This is a genomic window from Mycobacterium sp. 050134 (assembly GCF_036409085.1).
GTDB lineage: Bacteria > Actinomycetota > Actinomycetes > Mycobacteriales > Mycobacteriaceae > Mycobacterium.
The window spans coordinates 1-18,314 of the sequence record NZ_JAZGLV010000042.1 but is presented as its reverse complement, the minus strand read 5'-3'; the positions used below and the strand labels follow the sequence as shown (position 1 = coordinate 18,314).

At 64.3% G+C, this 18,314-nt stretch carries 10 protein-coding genes and 3 pseudogenes; 3 read left to right on the top strand and 10 right to left on the bottom strand.

Translation table 11 applies throughout. The features are described from left to right. Positions 1-343 precede the first annotated feature (343 nt). The 3 genes and pseudogenes from SKC42_RS27085 to SKC42_RS27075 all read right to left on the bottom strand — a co-directional run bounded on the left by SKC42_RS27085 (position 344) and on the right by SKC42_RS27075 (position 3,070). On the bottom strand, positions 344-1,330 hold the full coding sequence (locus SKC42_RS27085) for an EspA/EspE family type VII secretion system effector (RefSeq protein ID WP_330967311.1): 987 nt from the start codon (positions 1,328-1,330) through the stop codon (positions 344-346). Between the two features lie 231 nt (positions 1,331-1,561). Continuing rightward, positions 1,562-1,786 (bottom strand): annotated as a pseudogene (locus tag SKC42_RS27080) (transposase); the annotation flags it as partial. Positions 1,787-1,831: 45 nt separating this feature from the next. Beyond that, positions 1,832-3,070, bottom strand: a pseudogene (locus tag SKC42_RS27075) (IS110 family transposase). A 573-nt stretch (positions 3,071-3,643) separates the two neighbouring features. Between SKC42_RS27075 and SKC42_RS27070 the strand changes: the two are divergent. Then, a complete protein-coding gene (locus SKC42_RS27070) occupies positions 3,644-3,970 on the top strand; it encodes a hypothetical protein (protein WP_330967310.1) in 327 nt (108 codons plus the stop codon). 160 nt (positions 3,971-4,130) lie between these two features. Here SKC42_RS27070 and SKC42_RS27065 read toward each other — a convergent pair whose 3' ends face one another. From SKC42_RS27065 to SKC42_RS27900, 3 genes are all read right to left on the bottom strand, one after another. Continuing rightward, positions 4,131-5,411, bottom strand: a complete 1,281-nt coding sequence (locus SKC42_RS27065; protein WP_330967309.1) for an EspA/EspE family type VII secretion system effector — start codon at positions 5,409-5,411, stop codon at positions 4,131-4,133. Between the two features lie 542 nt (positions 5,412-5,953). Then, positions 5,954-6,928 (bottom strand): EspA/EspE family type VII secretion system effector, encoded by a 975-nt coding sequence (locus SKC42_RS27060; protein WP_330967308.1) that lies wholly within the window; start codon positions 6,926-6,928, stop codon positions 5,954-5,956. A gap of 222 nt (positions 6,929-7,150) precedes the next feature. Then, on the bottom strand, positions 7,151-9,217 hold the full coding sequence (locus tag SKC42_RS27900; protein ID WP_442932281.1) for a PE family protein: 2,067 nt from the start codon (positions 9,215-9,217) through the stop codon (positions 7,151-7,153). 283 nt (positions 9,218-9,500) lie between these two features. Here SKC42_RS27900 and SKC42_RS27050 point away from each other — a divergent pair. Then, positions 9,501-10,775 (top strand): annotated as a pseudogene (locus tag SKC42_RS27050) (PE family protein); the annotation flags it as partial. Between the two features lie 550 nt (positions 10,776-11,325). Here the strand turns inward: SKC42_RS27050 and SKC42_RS27045 are convergent. The 4 genes from SKC42_RS27045 to SKC42_RS27030 form a co-directional block, all read right to left on the bottom strand. Beyond that, positions 11,326-13,407, bottom strand: a complete 2,082-nt coding sequence (locus SKC42_RS27045) for a WXG100 family type VII secretion target (protein WP_330967312.1) — start codon at positions 13,405-13,407, stop codon at positions 11,326-11,328. Between the two features lie 494 nt (positions 13,408-13,901). Then, a complete protein-coding gene (locus SKC42_RS27040) occupies positions 13,902-14,072 on the bottom strand; it encodes a hypothetical protein (protein ID WP_330967307.1) in 171 nt (56 codons plus the stop codon). A gap of 263 nt (positions 14,073-14,335) precedes the next feature. Continuing rightward, positions 14,336-15,244, bottom strand: coding sequence for an EspA/EspE family type VII secretion system effector (locus tag SKC42_RS27035; protein WP_330967306.1), 909 nt, complete (start codon positions 15,242-15,244; stop codon positions 14,336-14,338). 508 nt (positions 15,245-15,752) lie between these two features. Next, positions 15,753-17,042, bottom strand: coding sequence for an EspA/EspE family type VII secretion system effector (locus SKC42_RS27030; RefSeq protein ID WP_330967305.1), 1,290 nt, complete (start codon positions 17,040-17,042; stop codon positions 15,753-15,755). Positions 17,043-18,121: 1,079 nt separating this feature from the next. Here SKC42_RS27030 and SKC42_RS27025 point away from each other — a divergent pair. Then, positions 18,122-18,314 (top strand): hypothetical protein (locus SKC42_RS27025; protein WP_330967304.1); only part of this gene is annotated, 193 nt, incomplete at its 3' end.

The window sequence follows — 18,314 nt, the reverse complement described above, 5'->3', positions numbered from 1 at the left end:
TATACCCGCGAGCACCATCGCGCTCGGCAATCTGCCAGGCCGCTGCCAGCCAGAAAGCGCAGCGGAAATTGAACGCGCGGTCACGGCTAATACGCTAACACCCTGCAAAGCCCGCTCGGCGCACCAATTTTCGTGGGTGCGTCCAGCAGAGTGGTGCCCGTGCCCAGCCTGACCAGCCTGACCAGCCTGACCAGCCTGACCAGCCTGACCAGCCTGACCAGCCTGACCAGCCTGACCAGGATGCTCGGCGCGTCATAGCCGAATGAATGAAGGTCATCGCGTGTTGACCGCGCTCGCTGAAATTCCTCACTAGTCTAACTAGAGCAAACGGCCCAACTGGGGCTTACGTCTGTGTTCGTGAACGCACCGGCTCCTCAGAGCACGAATCGGCATTACCCACCACCACCGCTAACCCGGCATCAACGGGCGCACGCTGGCTACTCGACGTCTCAGCCGCCCCCGCCAGGCGCACAGAAACAGAAGACCCGTCACGAACCGCGGCCGCACGTGAGCCGCGCACGGGGGAACGGTCGCGGAACGAACCCCCCACCTCCGGACGGTTCGCCGACCGGCCCGACGGCCCCGGCCCGCACATCGCACCAACCACCCTGGTACGCCCAACACCAACGCCTGGACTATCAAACGCGGGCAGCCCCGCACTAACACGACGCGACGTCGAAGCTGTTACGTTCACATCCGCACCAACAACCGAGCCCGAATAGCTGCCAGCACAGTCGGACTCCGCCCCGACAGGACTAGCCTGGGCACCGGTAGCGAACGCAGAGTGCATCGCGATGACTGGAAGTGACCACGCTTCGACGTTGTAGGGCAGCCGCTTCGCCCCTCCCGCGACGCTGGCAGATGTCAGTAAACACCACATGAGAAGGACAATGGCAGCGCCTACCGAAACAGTCGCAAGCAAAACAGCAACGTAGTAAGCTGCCGTCAACATCGCGGGCTTACATTCCATAGCAAATACCACTGCCTGAGCGGCGACCAAGACATCTTGTTCGATTGCAATTCCGAGTTGCGCTTCCCCGACCGCCTCGGCCTGGTCTTTGACGAAGTCGGCTAACTTGGCATCATTCTTTGCAAGCTCGCCCGTCGCGGAGATCAATTGCCCCAAAACGTCGGAATACGCCTTAGCCGCCGAACCGGTCCAACCAGGAACACCAGCATCGCTTAGGAGCGAAGCCACTTGTGTGAAGCGCTGCGACCGCTTCTCAAGACAGTCCCCGCCATACGGACCGGGAAGCAATCCGCCCCACTGACCGACGTCGCCCGGGATCGACAGCCCAGCCAATTCCTCGGCGCCCACCAAAGTGGCCATAGCCAGAAGAACGATCGCGCTCGGCAACCTGCCAGGCCGCTGCCAGACAGGGAGCATTGCGGGTACTCCGGCGGGGGGTGCTCCAGCGGGAGGTGCAAAGACACCAGGCATCGCAAGACGATACCACGCCGAAAAGCCGCTCACTGCACCAAATCTCATCGGAGCCGCCAACCCCGCCTCTCGACGGTCCCAAGATGCGCCCAATCAAATGCGATCCGCCGACTCCCGAAATTAGAGCGCATCAATGCGTTGGGCGAGGTTGCCGCAGTGTAGTAGTGAGCGCAGTCGGTAGTGGGTGAGGTTTCTAAATCCCAGGGCGTTGCGGCGTAGTGCTTCAAGGCGGCCGTTGATGGCTTCGGTGGGGCCGTTGGAGGCGTCGTGGTCGAAGTAGGCCAGCACGTCGGCGCGGCGGCGCCACAGGGTGCGACCGAGCTGAGCCAGTTCCTGTAAGACCTGACGAGAAGATTGACGTGAGATGTGCTGGCGGGGTGGGTGGCTCGGTCAGGATGCCTGCTCGAGGGTGACGTGGTAGCCCATGGCTTGGAGTTGACGCACGGCGTTGCTGCGCGCTTTGTGCGGGTTGAGGCGGGTGAAGTAGTCCCCACCGGGATCGTGGTAGGCGGTGTTGGTGGTGGCAAGGTTCCAGATCGCGACGAGCAGTGCGCGTTGAATGGCGACGTTGGCTCTCAGCGGGCCGCGACGAGCAGCGATCCGGCGGTACTTGGCAGCCAGGTAGGTGTCGCGGGTGTGCGAGATCGACATCGCAGCAGTGCCCAGTGCTCCTTGCAGGTATGGATTGCCTGGTCGGGTGCGCCGTGATTTGACCTTGCCGGCTGATTCGTTGTTGCCCGGGGTGTGCCCGCCCACGACGCGAGGTGTTGGGCGGTGCGGAATCTAGTCATGTCGGCGCCGGTCTCGGCGACGACGACGTCGGCGGTGAATCCGCCGATGCCGGGGATGGTGCAGATCAGGTCGCGGAAACGGCGAAAGGGTTCCATCACCACCTCGATTCGGTCGGTGAGCGCCTCGATGGCCGCGGTGTGCTGGTCGATCAGGTCCAGATGCATCCGAGTCAGAAACGCGTGATGGGCACTGAACCGACCGTAGAGAGCTTCTGTGAGCTGCGGGATTTTCCTCCGCAATTGTTTCTTGGCGAGATCGGCCATGGCCGCCGGATCGGTTTCGCCGGCGAGCAGGGCTTCCAGCATCGCCCGTGAGGAGGCGCCGTTGAGATCGGCGGCGACCGAGGACAGTTTGATCCCGGCGTCCTCGAGGAGTTTCTCCAACCGCTGGATCTCGCGGGTGCGTTCCCGCGTGACGGCGGTGCGGGTGCGGGTCAGATCGCGCAGCTGCCGGATCGGCTCGGGCGGGACGAACGACCCCCGGACCAGGCCGTGGGCGCCGAGCTGCGCCAACCAGGTGGCGTCAGCGACATCGGTTTTGCGGCCCGGCAGGTTCTTGACGTGGCGGGCGTTGACCAGCATCACCTCTACGCCGGCCAGGTTCTCCAGCAGGTAATAGAACGGCTTCCAGTAGTCGCCGGTGGCTTCCATCACCACGCACGTAACCTTCTTGCGCGGCAAGGTGATCCCGCAGCGCCATGATCTGTCGGGTGGTCGCCCCGAACGTGGAGACCGTTTCGGTGGTCTTTCGGCGTCCGGCGCCGTTGATTCGGACGCAGGCTTTGGCGTCCTTCTTGGAAATGTCCAGGCCCGCGCAGCGCGGATGAATCACGTCCACGGCGCCGCTCCCTTCTCTGATAACCCACAATCGAAGGTCTCCGTCGTGGGGAGGGCAGGAGAGTCGGAAGTCTGACGCACGGGCTCAAGGCACCAATCCACGGTTCCCGTGGAAGCCCTCCGCCACCATGCTGACTTACAGACTCAAAGCACCAAGGTCTTTGCGGGGACCACCACGACGAACACAAATAATGATCCCGCCGCGCCCGAGGTGAGCACAACAGGTGACCACTGCCGAATCTTCACCAACCACGGCGCGCCAACGGCGCCGCTTTGCTGAGTTAGGACATTTGGCTTAGTGTCCTCGATCTGGGTGTTTGGGCGGCGCGGCGTGGACTGGCATAGGTCGCTGACCTGCGACGTTCATCCGTTCGTTGACCGGGGAACGTGCGCCGATCCCACTCGTGACATGTACCGCCGGGTGCTACGCAACCGCCAGTCAAATCATCCGAGCTTCGAAATCGACTGCGATACAGCAGTATTCAAATAGTGAGATGTGATTCGCCCCGCGAGGTGGCGTCGATCGGCGCGCGCCAGATGGCCCGTTTAGTACCCCGACTCGCTCCGATTGCTCATGAATCCGCTGGTCACGATGTTGCGTTTCAGAGAATTCGGCTGCCATGTCCAAACTCAGGAGCACGTCGGCGCGGCGGCGCCACAAGGTGCGACCGAGCTGAGCCAGTTCCTGCAAGACGGTGGCACGCCGCGGCGCAGTGTGGGTGACGATCGCGGTCATCATGGTCTTGCCGCGGCGCCGGTCGGGGTGGGCGTAGGCGGCGATGAGCTGTTGGTAAGCGGCGTGTGCCGCGAGCTGGCGTGTCCCGGAAGCGACGTATCACCGCTGGCATACCCGTACGCCCATCTCGGCGGAGCCACACGGGTGAGGAGTTCGATTCGATGAGCATCAGTGGGGAATTTCAGTGAGCGCGGTCAGCCGAGGTGAACGAAGCCTTACTGAAAACCACACGTGGGACTGTGCGCTGTGACAGGTCGCCGGCGAGCGAATGCGCCGCTGGCAAGCGCGCCCACCGACCGGGCATCCGCTCAACAGAGGGGACGCACTACTGAAGTCTTGGGACTATCCTCGTCAGACCCATGCCGGTGCTGGTTGGAGAGCACGCCGTCCTTGACAGCGGTCTGTCGTACCAGCTCTCGGGCTTACCGCCCTGCTCCTTATTGTGGTTCCCCGGCACGGGCACGCCGCCGTAGGATGACTTCCCAGCGCTCCCACAGCTCATTGCAACTCGATCCGGCGATGGCATCGATGCAGGGCGTGTGGAACCGAACGCGACCCTCGTCGTGTGCGGTGAGTCTTGCGCTTTCTCAGGGCACTCGTCATCGGCGGCGAGCAACGCAGCAGTGCCCGGGGAAGCGCCTTCGTACCCGCGCGGCGTTGCTGGTAACGCCGAAACCCGGCCACCCCGCATCGCATTCGGTCTGCCTAGAACGGCTCCCAAACTCGCCATTGCCGACCGCCCCTGTGGCGACGCAGCCCCGGCCGCTACATCTGACGACACCACGTCCACAGCCAATTGCATGTACTGATCCGTGATGGCGGCGGCCTTTAATTTGTTCCCGAATGATTGGTACCACAGATTTAAGATGAAACCGACGGCGGCTGCGAGGCCAAGCGTGCATACCGTGATTGCAAACAATCGGGCAGTGGCCACACCGCCGTCCACTGCAAAGATTAGGGCCAGTTCGATAAAGATCGCCGCCGTCAGGAGGTTTTTGAGAATGCCTAACACAAGGTGCGTGTGATTGACCCAATCAGCGTGATCTTTTACGACGTCCGCCAACTGGTCATCCAGTTTCGCCATCGATAGCGCGGCTACTTGTAGTCCGATGTGGGCCTTGGCATAGTTTTCCGACGCGGTACCTAGCCATCTCTCGTCCGGAAGCGTAGATGCCAGGCTCTCTGAGAGCGCCCTAATTGTCCGTGCTCCAGTTCTGACGCTGGCTCCCTCAAATGGTGCTGCGAACCCGATCGTTAGCTCCAACAACTGAACGGCGTTGAGGGTGCGAGCGGTGAGCAGGAGACCACGCTCGGCCGACTCTATCTCGTTTGCCAAATTATAAAGCCGTTGCCGCGCTTTGTCGTCGCCGAAATCGACGGAATTTCTCAAATACTCATGGGTGAAACTATCCGCCGTCATCATGCCGAAGTTGCCGACGAAGAACGCGCCAAGATCGCCACTGCCATTGAGAGCGAGAGACGTAAGCCCTTCAACACCGCGCGGCCTCTCGCTTATTCCGCTCGCATCGACGCCTAAACCGGCACCTTCTTGAGCCAGGCCGGATAAGCTAGCGATAATGCTGGCGGCTTTCGCGAAAATCGACAATGGTTCCACCTTCTCCCGGCTCGCATGCGAGCAGTCAGCGACCGCCCGCACCACGTGCTAGTTTAAGCTACCCACAGCACTTCCCAATTAGAAATCGCGCCGAAACGCACCAACCAATGGTTGTCCATAGCGCTTCTGAGGCGCCGCTACAATGGCGCGGCCTAGCACCTCCGCCACGTCATCTTCGAAAGCGGGCCGAAGTAAGTCAAATTCGACCCGCCGACCCGGGTTGTTGCGAGACGATGCAGCCACATTGAACGCGGTCGTTTTCCCGCCTTTCACGTTGGCGACTCGGCCGCTCACGTGAAATACCTCTGCCAGAACGGGAGGCATCTACGGCGAATGACCGGACAGTCACCGATCCGCCCGAGCCGAAACTGTCGGATGGTCACACAGCGTTGATCGCTCCGTAAGTCGGCCTCTTCGGTCGCCTTCACCCGTTGAGCCGCCTCCTCGGCCGCTTGCCGCAAATCCTTAGCGGCTTCCTCCAGCTGCCCGGTTCGAGGTCACTTCGGCCATCAACGAACTCTTCACGTCCTCACTCATGCACGCACCAGATCCTCACCGCACGAATCCGCATCGCCCAAGGCCGCCGCCAACCCGGCATTAACAGGCGCACGCTTCCCACTCGACACCCCGGCCGCCCCCGCCACGTGCGCAGAACCAGCAGAGCCGTCACGAACCGAGGCCGTACGCGGGCCGCGCACAGGAGAATGGTCACGCAACGAAGCCCCCGCCTCTACACCGTTCGCCGACCGGCCCGACAGTCTCGGCCCGCACGCCGCACCAACCACCCCAGCCCGCCTCACGTCAACGCCTGAACTCTCAACCGCAGCCAACCCCGCACCAACCCGTCGCGACATCGAAGCTGTTGCGGTCACGTCCCCACCAGCAACGAAGCCCGAATAGCGGCCAGCCTCATCAGACTCCATCCCGACACGGCCAATCTGGACACCGGTGGTAATCCCAGGGCCGATCGCGCTGTCCAAAGTTGGAAACGACGGGACTTGGTAGCCCATCTGATCCACCGACTTCTGGACGTTGGTAGCCTCCGCTAAACACCTGATGAGAAGGGTAATAGCACCTCCTATCGCAGCACCCGCAAGCAGCAAAGCGACACCGTAAGCGATTGGCATACACTGCGGTTTACATTCGAGAGCCAGTATCAAGGGCAGAGCGGCGATCAAAACATCTTGCTCGACTGTAAGTCCAAGTTGCGCTTCTCCGACCATCGCGGCCTGGTCCTTGACGAGGTTCGCGACCTTGGCGTCATGCTTTGCCAGCTCGCCGGCCGCGGAGATCAATTGCCCCACAATGTCGGAATACGCCCCGGCCGCCGAACCGGTCCAACCCGGAACACTGCCATGACTTAGCAGCGAAGCCACCTGTGCGAAACACTGCGACCGCTTCTCCAGACAGTCCCCCTCATACGGTGTGGAAAGCCCGAGGCCGAACGGGACCCACAGTGCAGCCAATTCTCCGGCACTCACCACAGCAGCCAGAGCCAGGAGAATCATCGCGCTCGGCAACCTGCCAGGTCGCTGCCACGCAGGAGGCGGTGCGGGTGCCATTAACGGGGGAGTCGACACGGCTAATACGCTAACACCGCGAAAAGCAGCCAACCCGTCTCTCGACGGTCCTCACGACGCCGCCCGAAAGGCCTTCGTACACAGCGACGCTCGCCGAGGTCAGCACAGCGATCACGGCCGCCAGATGCGCTCCTGTTAGCTGGCTGTGCCTCACGGCGCTCCAGGACGACCAGAGGCACCACCGGGCGTCCCGCCCGCGCCGCCATTGCCCGGACCGCCGGGCGCGCCGGGTCCACCAGGGGTTCCAGCAGTCGCGCCGGAGCCTCCGGGACCTAAGGCGCCGCCGGTCCCTCCGGTGCCGCCGACGCCGCCGTCGCCGCCCTTACCACCACCGGTGGCATCACCCCCGGCCCCGCCCGTTCCGCCGGTCGCACCGGCACCGCCGCTGCCGCCGTTACCGCCGTCGCCGCTCGGGACACCGTCACCGCCCGTACCTCCGGTGCCACCGTTACCGCCGCCGGCACCGTTGCCGGCCGCACCCCCGTCACCGCCGTTACCCGTTCCCATCGCGGTACCACCGACCCCACCGATGCCGCCCGCCCCGCCGGTGCCGCCATTGCCGGCGGCACCGCCATTACCGCCGATGCCATCGCCGCCCTTCCCGCCTCCGACGCCGCCCAGACCGCCGGATCCTCCGTCGCCGCCGGTGCCGCCGTTGCCGGCGAGGCCGCCGGGACCGGCGTTGCCGGAACCCAGCGCGGTACCGCCGAGCCCGCCGCTGCCGCCCTGACCGCCGGCACCGCCCACACCGCCGATGCCGCCCACGCCTTCGAGGTTACTCAGGGAGCCGCTCTGGCTGACGTCACCGCCGTTCCCCGCGAAACCTCCCTTGCCGCCGGCGCCGCCAGCGCCGCCACTACCCGCCTCGGTGGGCCCACTGGATGTGCCACCAACGCCCCCGACCCCGCCGGCCCCGCCGGCCCCGCCGGCCCCACCGGCCCCACCATTGCCGCCGATGTGGGCGCTCTGGAATCCGCCGTGGCCACCCGTGCCTCCGTCAGCGCCGGCGCCGGCCGCGCCGCCCGCGCCAGCTTTGCCCGTGCCCGTGGCCGCTCCGCCGGCCCCGCCATTACCGCCGACGCCGCCGTTACCGCCCTGGCCACCCGCTTGGCCCGCGGCCGCCGTGTTTGTAACCGGGGGTCCGTCGGCGCCATGACCGCCCTTGCCGCCGTCGCCGCCCGCCCCACCGCTGCCACTGTCGCCATCGGCGCCGGAATGGCCGAAGTAGGCCGAGCCGTGTCCCCCTTGCCCGCCTTGCCCACCGGCGCCACCGGATCCGCCGTTGCCGCCGTCGCCGCCGTTGCCGGTGGCCCCAGCGGCCGTTTGCCCGCCCGCGCCGCCACCCCCGCCAGCGCCGCCGGCGCCGCCGATCCCGCCCGTGCCGCCGCTTCCGCCGTCACCGAACAGAAGCCCACCGTTACCACCAGCCCCACCGTTGCCGGCGGCACCGCCGGTGCCGCCAGTTCCGCCGCTAGTGCCGTTCACCGACAGCGGGGTGCCCGCGCTACCTGGCGTACCGCCAGTGCCCGCCGAGCCGGCGCCGCCCACACCGCCGGACCCGCCGTTGCCGAACAACAGCGCATTGCCGCCCGCGCCGCCGGCGCCGCCCACGCCCCCCGCACCACCGGTACCACCACTACCGAACAGCCAGCCGCCACTGCCGCCGCGGCCGCCCGACGCGCCAACCCCACCCGTCCCGCCGGCGCCGCCCGTGCCCAGCAAACCGGCATCCCCGCCGGCACCGCCGGCTTGCCCGGACGCGCCCGAGCCGCCTGCCCCACCGTTGCCGAAGAGGAGGCCACCCGCACCGCCGTTCTGACCTGTTCCAGGCGCGCCGTTAGTGCCGTCTCCAATGAGCGGGCGACCCAGCAAGGCATTGGTGGGCGCATTGATCAGGCCCAGCAGGTTTTCCTCGACGCTCTGCAGCGAAGAGTTATTGGTCGCCTCGGCTGCCGCATATAATCGTCCGGCGCCGCTCAGCGTCTGGACGAAATCTTGCTCAAATAAGGCCACTTGGGCCCTCAGCGCTTGGTAAGCCTGTCCATGCCCAGAGAAGAGTTCGGCAATGGCCTCCGAAACCTGATCAGCGGCGGCGGGCACCACCTGTGCTATCGGAACCGCCGCAGCCAAATGTGCCGCGTCCAAACCCGAGCCGATGCGCATCAAATCTGTTGCTGCTACTGCCAGTAAGTCGGGACTCGCAACCAGGTAGGACATGCTCACCACTTTCGGTTGACCGGTACGGACGCCAAGATATGCCGCCTTCACTGACCAACGACCAAACGCGCATCGCTGGGCTACAGACTAACGTCGGCCCCGCCGTCCGGCTACGCAACTGATTGGTTGGAACGGTCACATAGTGCGCTCGAAACCAGCACCGCGGTAATCGGCGGGGAGCGCACGCACAGTGGTGGCCGAGTTAATTTGCGCTCTAGGGTGGTTCGATCGATCATAGGATATCGCTGTGCCCAGGTCCGTAGGGACCTAGGAAGAGGTAGTGATGTCGTACCTGATCGCGGTACCAGAGATCATGAGCGCGGCCGCAGGTGATGTGGCAAGTATCGGTTCGCTGATCAGCGAAGCCAATGCGGCTGCGGCAGCGCCGACTGCCGGAGTGTTGGCTGCCGGCGCCGACGAAATATCGGTGGCCGTGGCCGGGTTGTTCGGCGCGCACGCTCAGGCGTATCAAGCTCTGAGTGCCCAAGCGACGCTCTTCCACCAACAGTTCGTCGAACTGATGAACGGCAGCGCTGCACAGTATCTGAACACCGAGGCCCAGAACGTCGAGCAAAGTCTGCTCAATGCGGTCAATGCGCCCACCGAGGCGGTGTTCGGGCGTCCTTTGATTGGCAACGGCGCCGATGGCGGCACCGTGAACGGCGTCGGACAGCCGGGCAAGCCGGGCGGGATTTTGTTCGGCAACGGCGGCAACGGCGGCAACAGCACCAGTACCGGCGTGTCGGGCGGTGCCGGTGGAGCGGCCGGACTATGGGGCAACGGCGGGACCGGTGGGTCTGGCGGCGCCGGTGGGTCCGGCGGCTTCGGCGGTCACGGCGGCTTGCTGTTCGGTGACGGCGGTCATGGCGGAACCGGCGGAAACGGGATCTCCGGCGGATCCGCCTCCTATGCAAACGGCATGAACGGCGGCACTGGCGGCAGCGGTGGCGACGCTGGACTGTGGGGCAACGGCGGCGGCGCCGGCAAGGGCGGCAGCGGCGGCATGAGCGGCAATCTCGGTGGCAACGGCGGCGTCGGGGGTGCCGGTGGCGCAGGGGGCGCCGCTGGGCTGCTCCAGGGCATCGCCGGTAGTGGCGGCAACGGCGGCGCGGGCGGGGGTACCGGTTCGCCAAGTCCCAGCAGCGGTGGTGCCGGCGGAGCCGGCGGGACCGGCGGCACTGCCGGCTTGTTCGGCGCCGGCGGACACGGAGGCGTTGGCGGCTCGGGCGGTCCTAACTCAGGCACGACGAGCAGCGGCACCGTCGGCGGGGCTGGCGGATCCGGCGGTGTGGGCGGAGCCGGTGGCTGGCTATACGGCGATGGCGGCGGCGGCGGTGATGGGGGCGCCGGCAACAACAGCGGCAGCGGCCTGGGCGGCGGCAATGGCGGCACTGGAGGCAGCGGAGGCAGCGCTCGGTTCATTGGCGGCGGGGGCGTCGGCGGCAGCGGCGGCAAAGCCGGCACCGGCTCGGGGACCGGCGGCTTTCCGGGAATCGACGGGCTTGGGGGCGCGGGCGGCAGCGGTGGGCTGATATTCGGCAGCCCCGGCGCCACGGGGTGACCGATGTTTTTCGCGCGATGATGTCCTTGCAGGCACCGACCCTCGGCCTCCTGGGCAGTCGAGCGACGGGCCGGGCCATTAGGGAAGTACTAACGCAGCAGACGCTTGATGCTGCGTTAGGCGGCGCGTGCACGTTCGGCCGGCTCCTGGTGTCCGACAAGTTGTTTGGTCACCCATCTGAAGCGCATCTGATCTACAGCTGCTACCCAAAGAACGCTTCGAAGCCACGGTTTGCTCCCCACTGAATTGGCGACATTCTTCGTTCGGCACGTAGACCGGCATTGGAACGCCGCCCGTGCGGCGGGCCAGCTTGGCGGAGCCCGAAAATCGAGTTCTGTCAACGATTTCGGCAAGCAGCACCACCGCAGAGTTACCCAGTTCACAGCCTCGCCAGGGTGATGCTCTGGTTCGTACCGACCGTCGTTGCCAGCATCAGCCGAGGCGCCAAAGAAGCGTTAGCGCAGCAGTTCTCGTGCGGAAATCGCTGCCGGAGCGCAGCCGGCGGTTGGCGATACCGCCAATGCACGGTTTGACAACCTATTGAGCCTCAACTGAAGTCGCGCGTGATCCGCGAGAGCTTCGGTCGTTGCTCCTGCAGCGCGGCACCGTGTAATTCACCGAGTTTGGTCCAGTACAGCCAGTCCGCGATGGCAGCGCGTTGCGCCGTCGGTTCGATCGCGGAATGGGCTTGGCTGAGGCTCACTTCCTGCGCGTCAACGGCATAGCGGTGAAACGCCCGCAGATGTGCCACTCGACGTCCACTGGCACGGCTGCTCAGGGGTTTCATTACGTCGAACCACAAGAGGGGACGTCGATCGTCAGACGGCTCGGCGTCGCGCCCTCCGCGCCCCTTCTCAGTCGCGTCCGCTGCCCGCTCGGAAGCCAGCGCATCGGATTTGATGCCGGCCCTTGCCGGCGGCGGTGGCAGTAAGCCGTTCAATTCAGAATCAGCGGTAGCTACCAACCGAATCGCCGCCTCCGGATCGACAATTTCAAGTCGAGAGCGACCGACAATTGCGCCGCTATCGGGGATGTCCTCCGGTTCCAGCAGAATTTTGACGGCGCCCGAATCAGAATTTGCCAGTTGCTCTTCGGTCCCGATAACCGCGCGTAGCTCTACATTGCGGTGAGCCGCCCAACCCTGAACGGCCATCACTGGGTAGGTGGCCCAACGCGCCCGCTCCGAAATGGCGATCGCGTCGTCTGCAGTGGCAAGCTCTACACCCTCAGGCAGCTGCACACCTTCCGGGATGTAGGCCAGCCCATAACTGTTGGCCAGCACGATTGCGCCACTGGTCGTCACCGCGGTAACCCAGAAGAACCCGAGGTCGCGGGCCCCGGGGCTGCCGGGCGCGTTCAAAGCCGCGGCAATCCGCCGCGCCACTCGAACCGGATCAGGACCGGCGCGACGCGCAGCCTCAGCAGTCGCGGCTTCGGCGACGAGATCGCGTCGAACCCTCGACGCCGAGACCGGGATGACTGGTGGCACCACAACAACATTCGATGTGTCGCCGTGACCGTGCGCGGACGCGCCGGAACCCGCTTGCTTTTTGTTGCCCCCGGCTGTCGGCCGTACGTTCGGCGACGCACTCGGCGCGCTGGACGGCTTTCTGCTAGCGGGAGCAACCGCGCCTGCAGCCGCGCGACCGCTGCTCAAGCCGTCGGGCGCCATGGCCGATGCGGGGACGCCAAGAGCTGGAGACGGGTTTGCCGGTGAAGCCGACTCGTCGGTGCGCGAGGCCACCGATAGCGAAGCGGGCGTCATTCCCTTGCTAGTACCGGCCGTGGTGATTGGTTTCGCGGATGCTGCCGGACTCAACGGAGCTGCCGGCGCACCACCCGTGGCCGCAGGCATCCCAAGACCAGGTCCATTGGGACTCGGCCCGGGCCGGACTTGGCCGCCCGCAGGTCCCTGAGTTGGTGGTACAACGCCATTTGACTGCGACCCACCGGGCGTCGGCTGCGACGGCCTTACCGGCGCAGTCGGGGAGATCGTTTGCGCCGGCGAGTCGGTATCCGGACGCTCGTCCGTTTCAGGACGGGTCGGAGAAGCGGGAGGCGCTTCCGGCGATGGGTTTGATGGTGGAGTCTTCTGGTCGAGTAGCTCCTGCAGTGCATTCCGTGGAGCTCGCCACGATCTGCTCTCGTCTATTTGCCGTGCAGCATCAGCCACTACGCGGACGTTCGCTGCATACGTGACAGTGACCGTCGACTTGATTGCCGCAGCTCGCTCCGAGGCGTCCAATTCTGAATCATTCTCGAGATCGATGATCTGCTTTTGGGCAGCCTCAACGTTGTCGCCGACGATGGACTTGGCATGTGCTACCGCCTGGGCGGTCTGGCGGTGCCAGGTAATTACCGTGGCCAAGTCGCTTTGCAGGTTGTCCAGTTCACCGACAATCGTTTCGATCTCGCCCCGGGCAGCATTGGCGGCCCCGCCCGACCAGATGCCGCCGTTGAAAACCTGGTTGGACTGATGCTGACAAGCTTCTAGGACCGTAGTGAGCTCATGCAAGACCTGCGTATACTGCTGCGCTCGATCGTAAAAGGTATCTTCGTCGACCTCTGGCCATGCATCAGGATCGAGCATCTGCCCGGCATACGGGCCGGTTGGCCTCTCGATGCCCATCACCTAACTCCCCTCGCATGAGGAATCGATGGCGGCCAGCAGTCGGCATATTTCATCCGAGCGCTGCAGGACGCCAGACTTCATGGCTAATAAGCCTAATCGAGGTCACGCGGCCCGGATGCGCCAAAATTCGCGGTGACGGCGCCACCGGCCCCGATCCGGCGCGCAGAGGGTAGCGCGTCAGGAGTTATGCCACAAATCACCGGATAGGCGGGACGTGAAAGCGTCCCCTGTTACGACGTGCGCTGTCGGGGCTGGCGTCGACGGTGTCGGGTAGGCGATTCGCCCCGCGTTAGTCGACCCCTGGGCCGGCTCGGTGGCGGCAAAACCGACCGATGCAGTGTAAGCCGACGAGGGGAGGTCGGGTTTACTCTTCCGCGAATGCCGTTCTGTTTGACCGGCCGACGCGGCGCTAGTTATCCCACAGGGTCCGTGCCGACGGGGGCCGAGCCAGCCAGGCGTAGAAGGTTCTCGGGGCAATCGTGACGCCGTGCTCAGAACGCACGCGGCAGATCGAAGCGACCCCGAACCAAGCGCGATGCTCGCCGATGAACACACGGATCAGCGCTGTCGCGGGTCGCTCTCCGCACGAAGAAAGTTGTTGCCGCCTTGAGGATTTCGATGGTTTCTTTAAGCTCACGGTTTTTGCGCTTGAGTTCGCGCAACTCCCGTACGGTATCGGTGGACACCCGTCGCAGACTCCGGCCTCGACCTCGGCCTGGTTGACCCACCGGCGCAGCGATTCGTAGGACACTCCCAACCGCTTCGCAGCCGCGGTAATACGGGCCGTGCGGGTGTCGTACTCCTCGGCATGGTCGGTGACCAACCGCACCGCCCCGGCCTCGAACTCCTCGTCGCATTTCCTCAGCATGATGTGCACAACCTTCCCTCGAAAGAAGGTGTGCATCAAACCCAATGCCGGGGCGATTCAGACACCGGTCGCCGCGTTCGAGGCCAGAGCTTCGTATTGAGCGATCACATCACGCACCTTGCCCGCGTTGTCGCGCGACCTAAACGCGGCCAAGTCGGTAAGAACGCCTGAGGCAGCGACGAGCGCAGCGGTGCAAACCGAAAGTTGAAACCACATCGACAAGGTTGTCGCGATCGCCTTTGCGGCGGCGGTATCCGAGGCGGCGGTTTGGGCGTGCGTGCCGGGGACGTGATGGGCCAGGGTGGCCTGGGCCGCGTTGAATGCGTTGTTGCCAGGGCTAGACAAGCCGGCAACGCTGAAGGCTTTGCTGATGGCGAAGGCCTCCCCGGGGTTGGAACGGACGTAGGTCTCCAGGGCCAGCGCGACTATCATCGCCGCGACAAGCCCGTCCTTCACCGCCGCCAGGGAGAGGCGGGTATGGCTGACCCATTTGGACTGATCGCTAACAATGTCTGCGAGTCGGAGGTCCAGCGTCGCCAGCTCGCGCGCGCGGTCTCGTTGGTTGGCGTTTTGGCTGGAATAGGCGTTTGACCCCGAACCCTGCCACCGGCCGTCAGGGCGGGCTAACCTCAACTGCTCACCGACTCTGGTGCACTCGCCCGCACCCTGCTCGAGGCTATGCCCGTCTTCGGGAGTCTCGAATCCAGTCGTTTGCTCTAGCAGTTCGACAAGCGTAATCGCCCAGGCGATGATCTCCGCACCGCCCAAGACACCATTGAATAGGGCGGCTTGTTTGCCGCCCAGCTTCGCAGCAATCCCAAGACTCCCCGCGATACTACCGAGATCCGCGAGGGCTAGTTCGACATCGGCGAACTTACCGGTGACGAGGTTGTTGACATGCTCACCGAGGTTACCCAGAGCGACGATGATCCGAACGCCATCTGCGATCAAACGGAATGGGTTCAAGTCCCCGGCCCTTCTAGCCTCAATGTGGCCACGACCAGAGCACGGCCATCGACGCCCCTAACACAACCGATCTCGTCGACGAGCGGGCTCTTTTATCCTAGCCGTGGGCAGGACCGCAGAACGTGCGAGGCAAGTCACATGCTGGCCGAGTTTCTTTGGTAGGCATTGCGATCGGGCGCTGGCTCAAGGCGACCGCGATCAGTTCGGTTGTCGTCGACGTGATCATCAAGGCGGATGGTTCGTCACGGTGGTGACGGGGTTGCGAGCATCCCGGCCAGCGTGGCTCGAGCCCCAAGGACCACGGCCCTGCCGGGAACGTCTTGTCCCCGGGGGGCCTGCGCACCGGTCTCGAAGCTGGCGTCGCTGAGTCGTCGCCCAGATCCACGATGATAAATCCGGCTTGAGCGAGGGGATGCATGCCGTGTGCCTACTCTCGGCCGGCCACTTGCTGATTGCGGCGGGAACTCAATCCCGCACAACCGTTAGCGATCGTGACTGCGAACAATCGTCACAGCGGAATGCCTTCTCGGGAAGTCGCTCTCCTTCCCCCAGGCAGCGTTGCATGCCGCTGCGCGCTTCTTAAACCGGCACGTGCCTCCTCTTGGATGGTGTGCTGTTGATCATCAGCGTCGGCGGCGGATGCCGGCGTGGGCGCTGACACGGCGGACGCGGTCACTGGCTTATCCGCGCGGGAACCTGAGCCGCTGTGTGCCGCAGCGTTGATTCCCGCGGCGGCTCTGGCCCGAGCGAAAGACCTTGATTTCGTGTCGAGATAGGTGAGATCGGCCTGCCCACGGTTGACCTCACCGGATGCGCCCCAGGAGACAAGCCTTGGCGCTGCGATGCTCCGCAGACCCGCTGACCCTGTCACTCCTACGGTGGCAGGCGCCGCTGTTGGCACAAAAGCCGGCGCCACGACGGTAGGCAACTCCTCGAAGTTGGACACCGATGACTGCTGCGACACAACCGCGGGTGTTGTCGCGTCGGCTGGGATCGCGAGCGCCATCCGTGCGCAAGCAGTCAGGTCGGCGTACTGGTTGCCCAAATCATCGGCCTCCGCCGCGTGACGAAACGAGAGGCCAAACAACGTAGTTACCAATCCGACCGCGACCGTTACCCCCAGCACAGCGACAAGCCATCCGAATGCCCGCGCCGCGGTGAAGTTTGCCGGCAACGGCACCCAAGCCAAGAGCGCGAGTTCGACCGCGATGGCGGCGACGAGGAGACCCTTGAGCAGGCCGAAGCCCAATCGGATGTGAGTCACCCAATCGGCGTGATTTGTCACGACTGCCGTCAGCTCGGCGTCCAGCTGTGCCATCTTGCGAGCACACTGTTGCAATGCCTCGCAGGCTTCGGCATACACTTGGGCTGCCGCGCCCTGCCACCTGTCGTCCGGGAGGGCGGCCTGGAGCATGTCGATGAGCGCGGACAATTCTCGCGACCCGGCTCGCACGCCAGCGCCCTCGGCAGGCGGACCGAAGCCGGTCGTTGACTCCAGAACGTCGGCTATACTAATTGCCCAAAGAATGGCGCTGGCCGCAGTGGCTGAAGATTTTTTTTCGTCTTGGAAGTAGTCGTCGTCGATAAATCCTAGTCCCGTCTTTGAAGCCACTATCTTTGTTTGAATTTCCGGGCTTACGAAAGCGCCCAACGCGGCTAATCCATCTGCGTTCGTACTCATCGTCGTGCTCGATAAGTACTCACCATCGGCGAATCCACCATCGTCGAGACCAACGAATTGCGATCCCAAGGCACCCAAATTTAGGATGATCATCGCGGCTTGAATAGGCGGTTGCATCTAATGGCGCTCCTTCCGACCGACACTTGTCTGCTTTGGCCCGGTCATGGTTCGCGTAACTTCCGCGGGCGGCAACTGACTGGGACGGCCACGAACGCCATCCCGGCGCTGAATGCGAGCGAGTCATAATCCGCGACAGACCCGGCCCAGCCGTAGTGTGGGACAGCGCCGCGGTCAAGCTTTGTGCGGACAGTTTCATCGGGATCGACCCGGCATCCCGGTTAAAGTTGCTCAGCTCCCAACAAAGGCGTGACCTCGGTTGAAAGCGATTCGCTTAAGACTTCTAAAGTCTGATCCAATGCGCCTCGATCTTCTAAGACTATCGCGGTATGGACGAGCAACCGTTTCGTGTACTTACTAGTCAGCTAGGAGTAAATGCGCAGTCGTCCAACGGTTCGTCGAAAGCCTAGCATTGTGTTGCGCTCGTCACAGGCACCAATCTCTCCGCGTCTGGCTGGGCGGTATCGCGTGCTTGTTGGATAACGACGCGGTTCGGCGACGAGCCCCGACACCGAGGCGCCGGTCTTGGTAGCAGCTGCGAGCGCGTGACGCGATCGTTGATCGTTCTTCTATCGGCTCGACGGCGCGGGTGGCTATGATCGGCTCCTTACACCGGCCCAAGCCTCGTCGGAAGGGATTGCTTGCGCGCAATTGCCTTGCCGGAGGCGCGACTAACCGGGTACGACCCAGGAGCTCGACGCTGCCGCGAAAGTCTTCTGGGCCAGACTGCTGGATGCTGACCCGCCGACGTTCTTGGCTGCTGATGACACCCCTGCCTGCCGTGGCCTGGCGCTTCGAAGGCTGCTGATGCCGCCGGTGGTGGATACCGGCTGCGACCGGGCGGCCCGTTGGTCTCGGCGCTGGTCGCGGTCGCAGCCTTGCTTGCCTCTGTTCGCTACCACGCGTGTGGCAGCCGCGTGCCGAGGGCTGAACTGATTTGGTGCTCAGGTTAAGTGGGGCGTGGCCGGTATCCTTAATTGGGTGATTGGGGTGCGGTGCTGTGCCGTTATTTCGTCCTGGATCGCGGATTTATTTGATGCGGTGCACGTCACGCACCCCACCAACGGGAAGGCCAGCCGATGACAGAACTCACCCCGGAAGGCCTTGCCGAGGAGAGTGGCTGGACAAGAAGGCGCCCCACACGTACAACGCGACTTGAATACACGGACCCTGACCCTGTCGATTGGGGGCGTTTGCCGAGCACGATTGTGTATTCGGCGTTGGCTAATATCTTGACTTTGCAGCAGCTCACCGGGCTGGCGATCCCCTTCG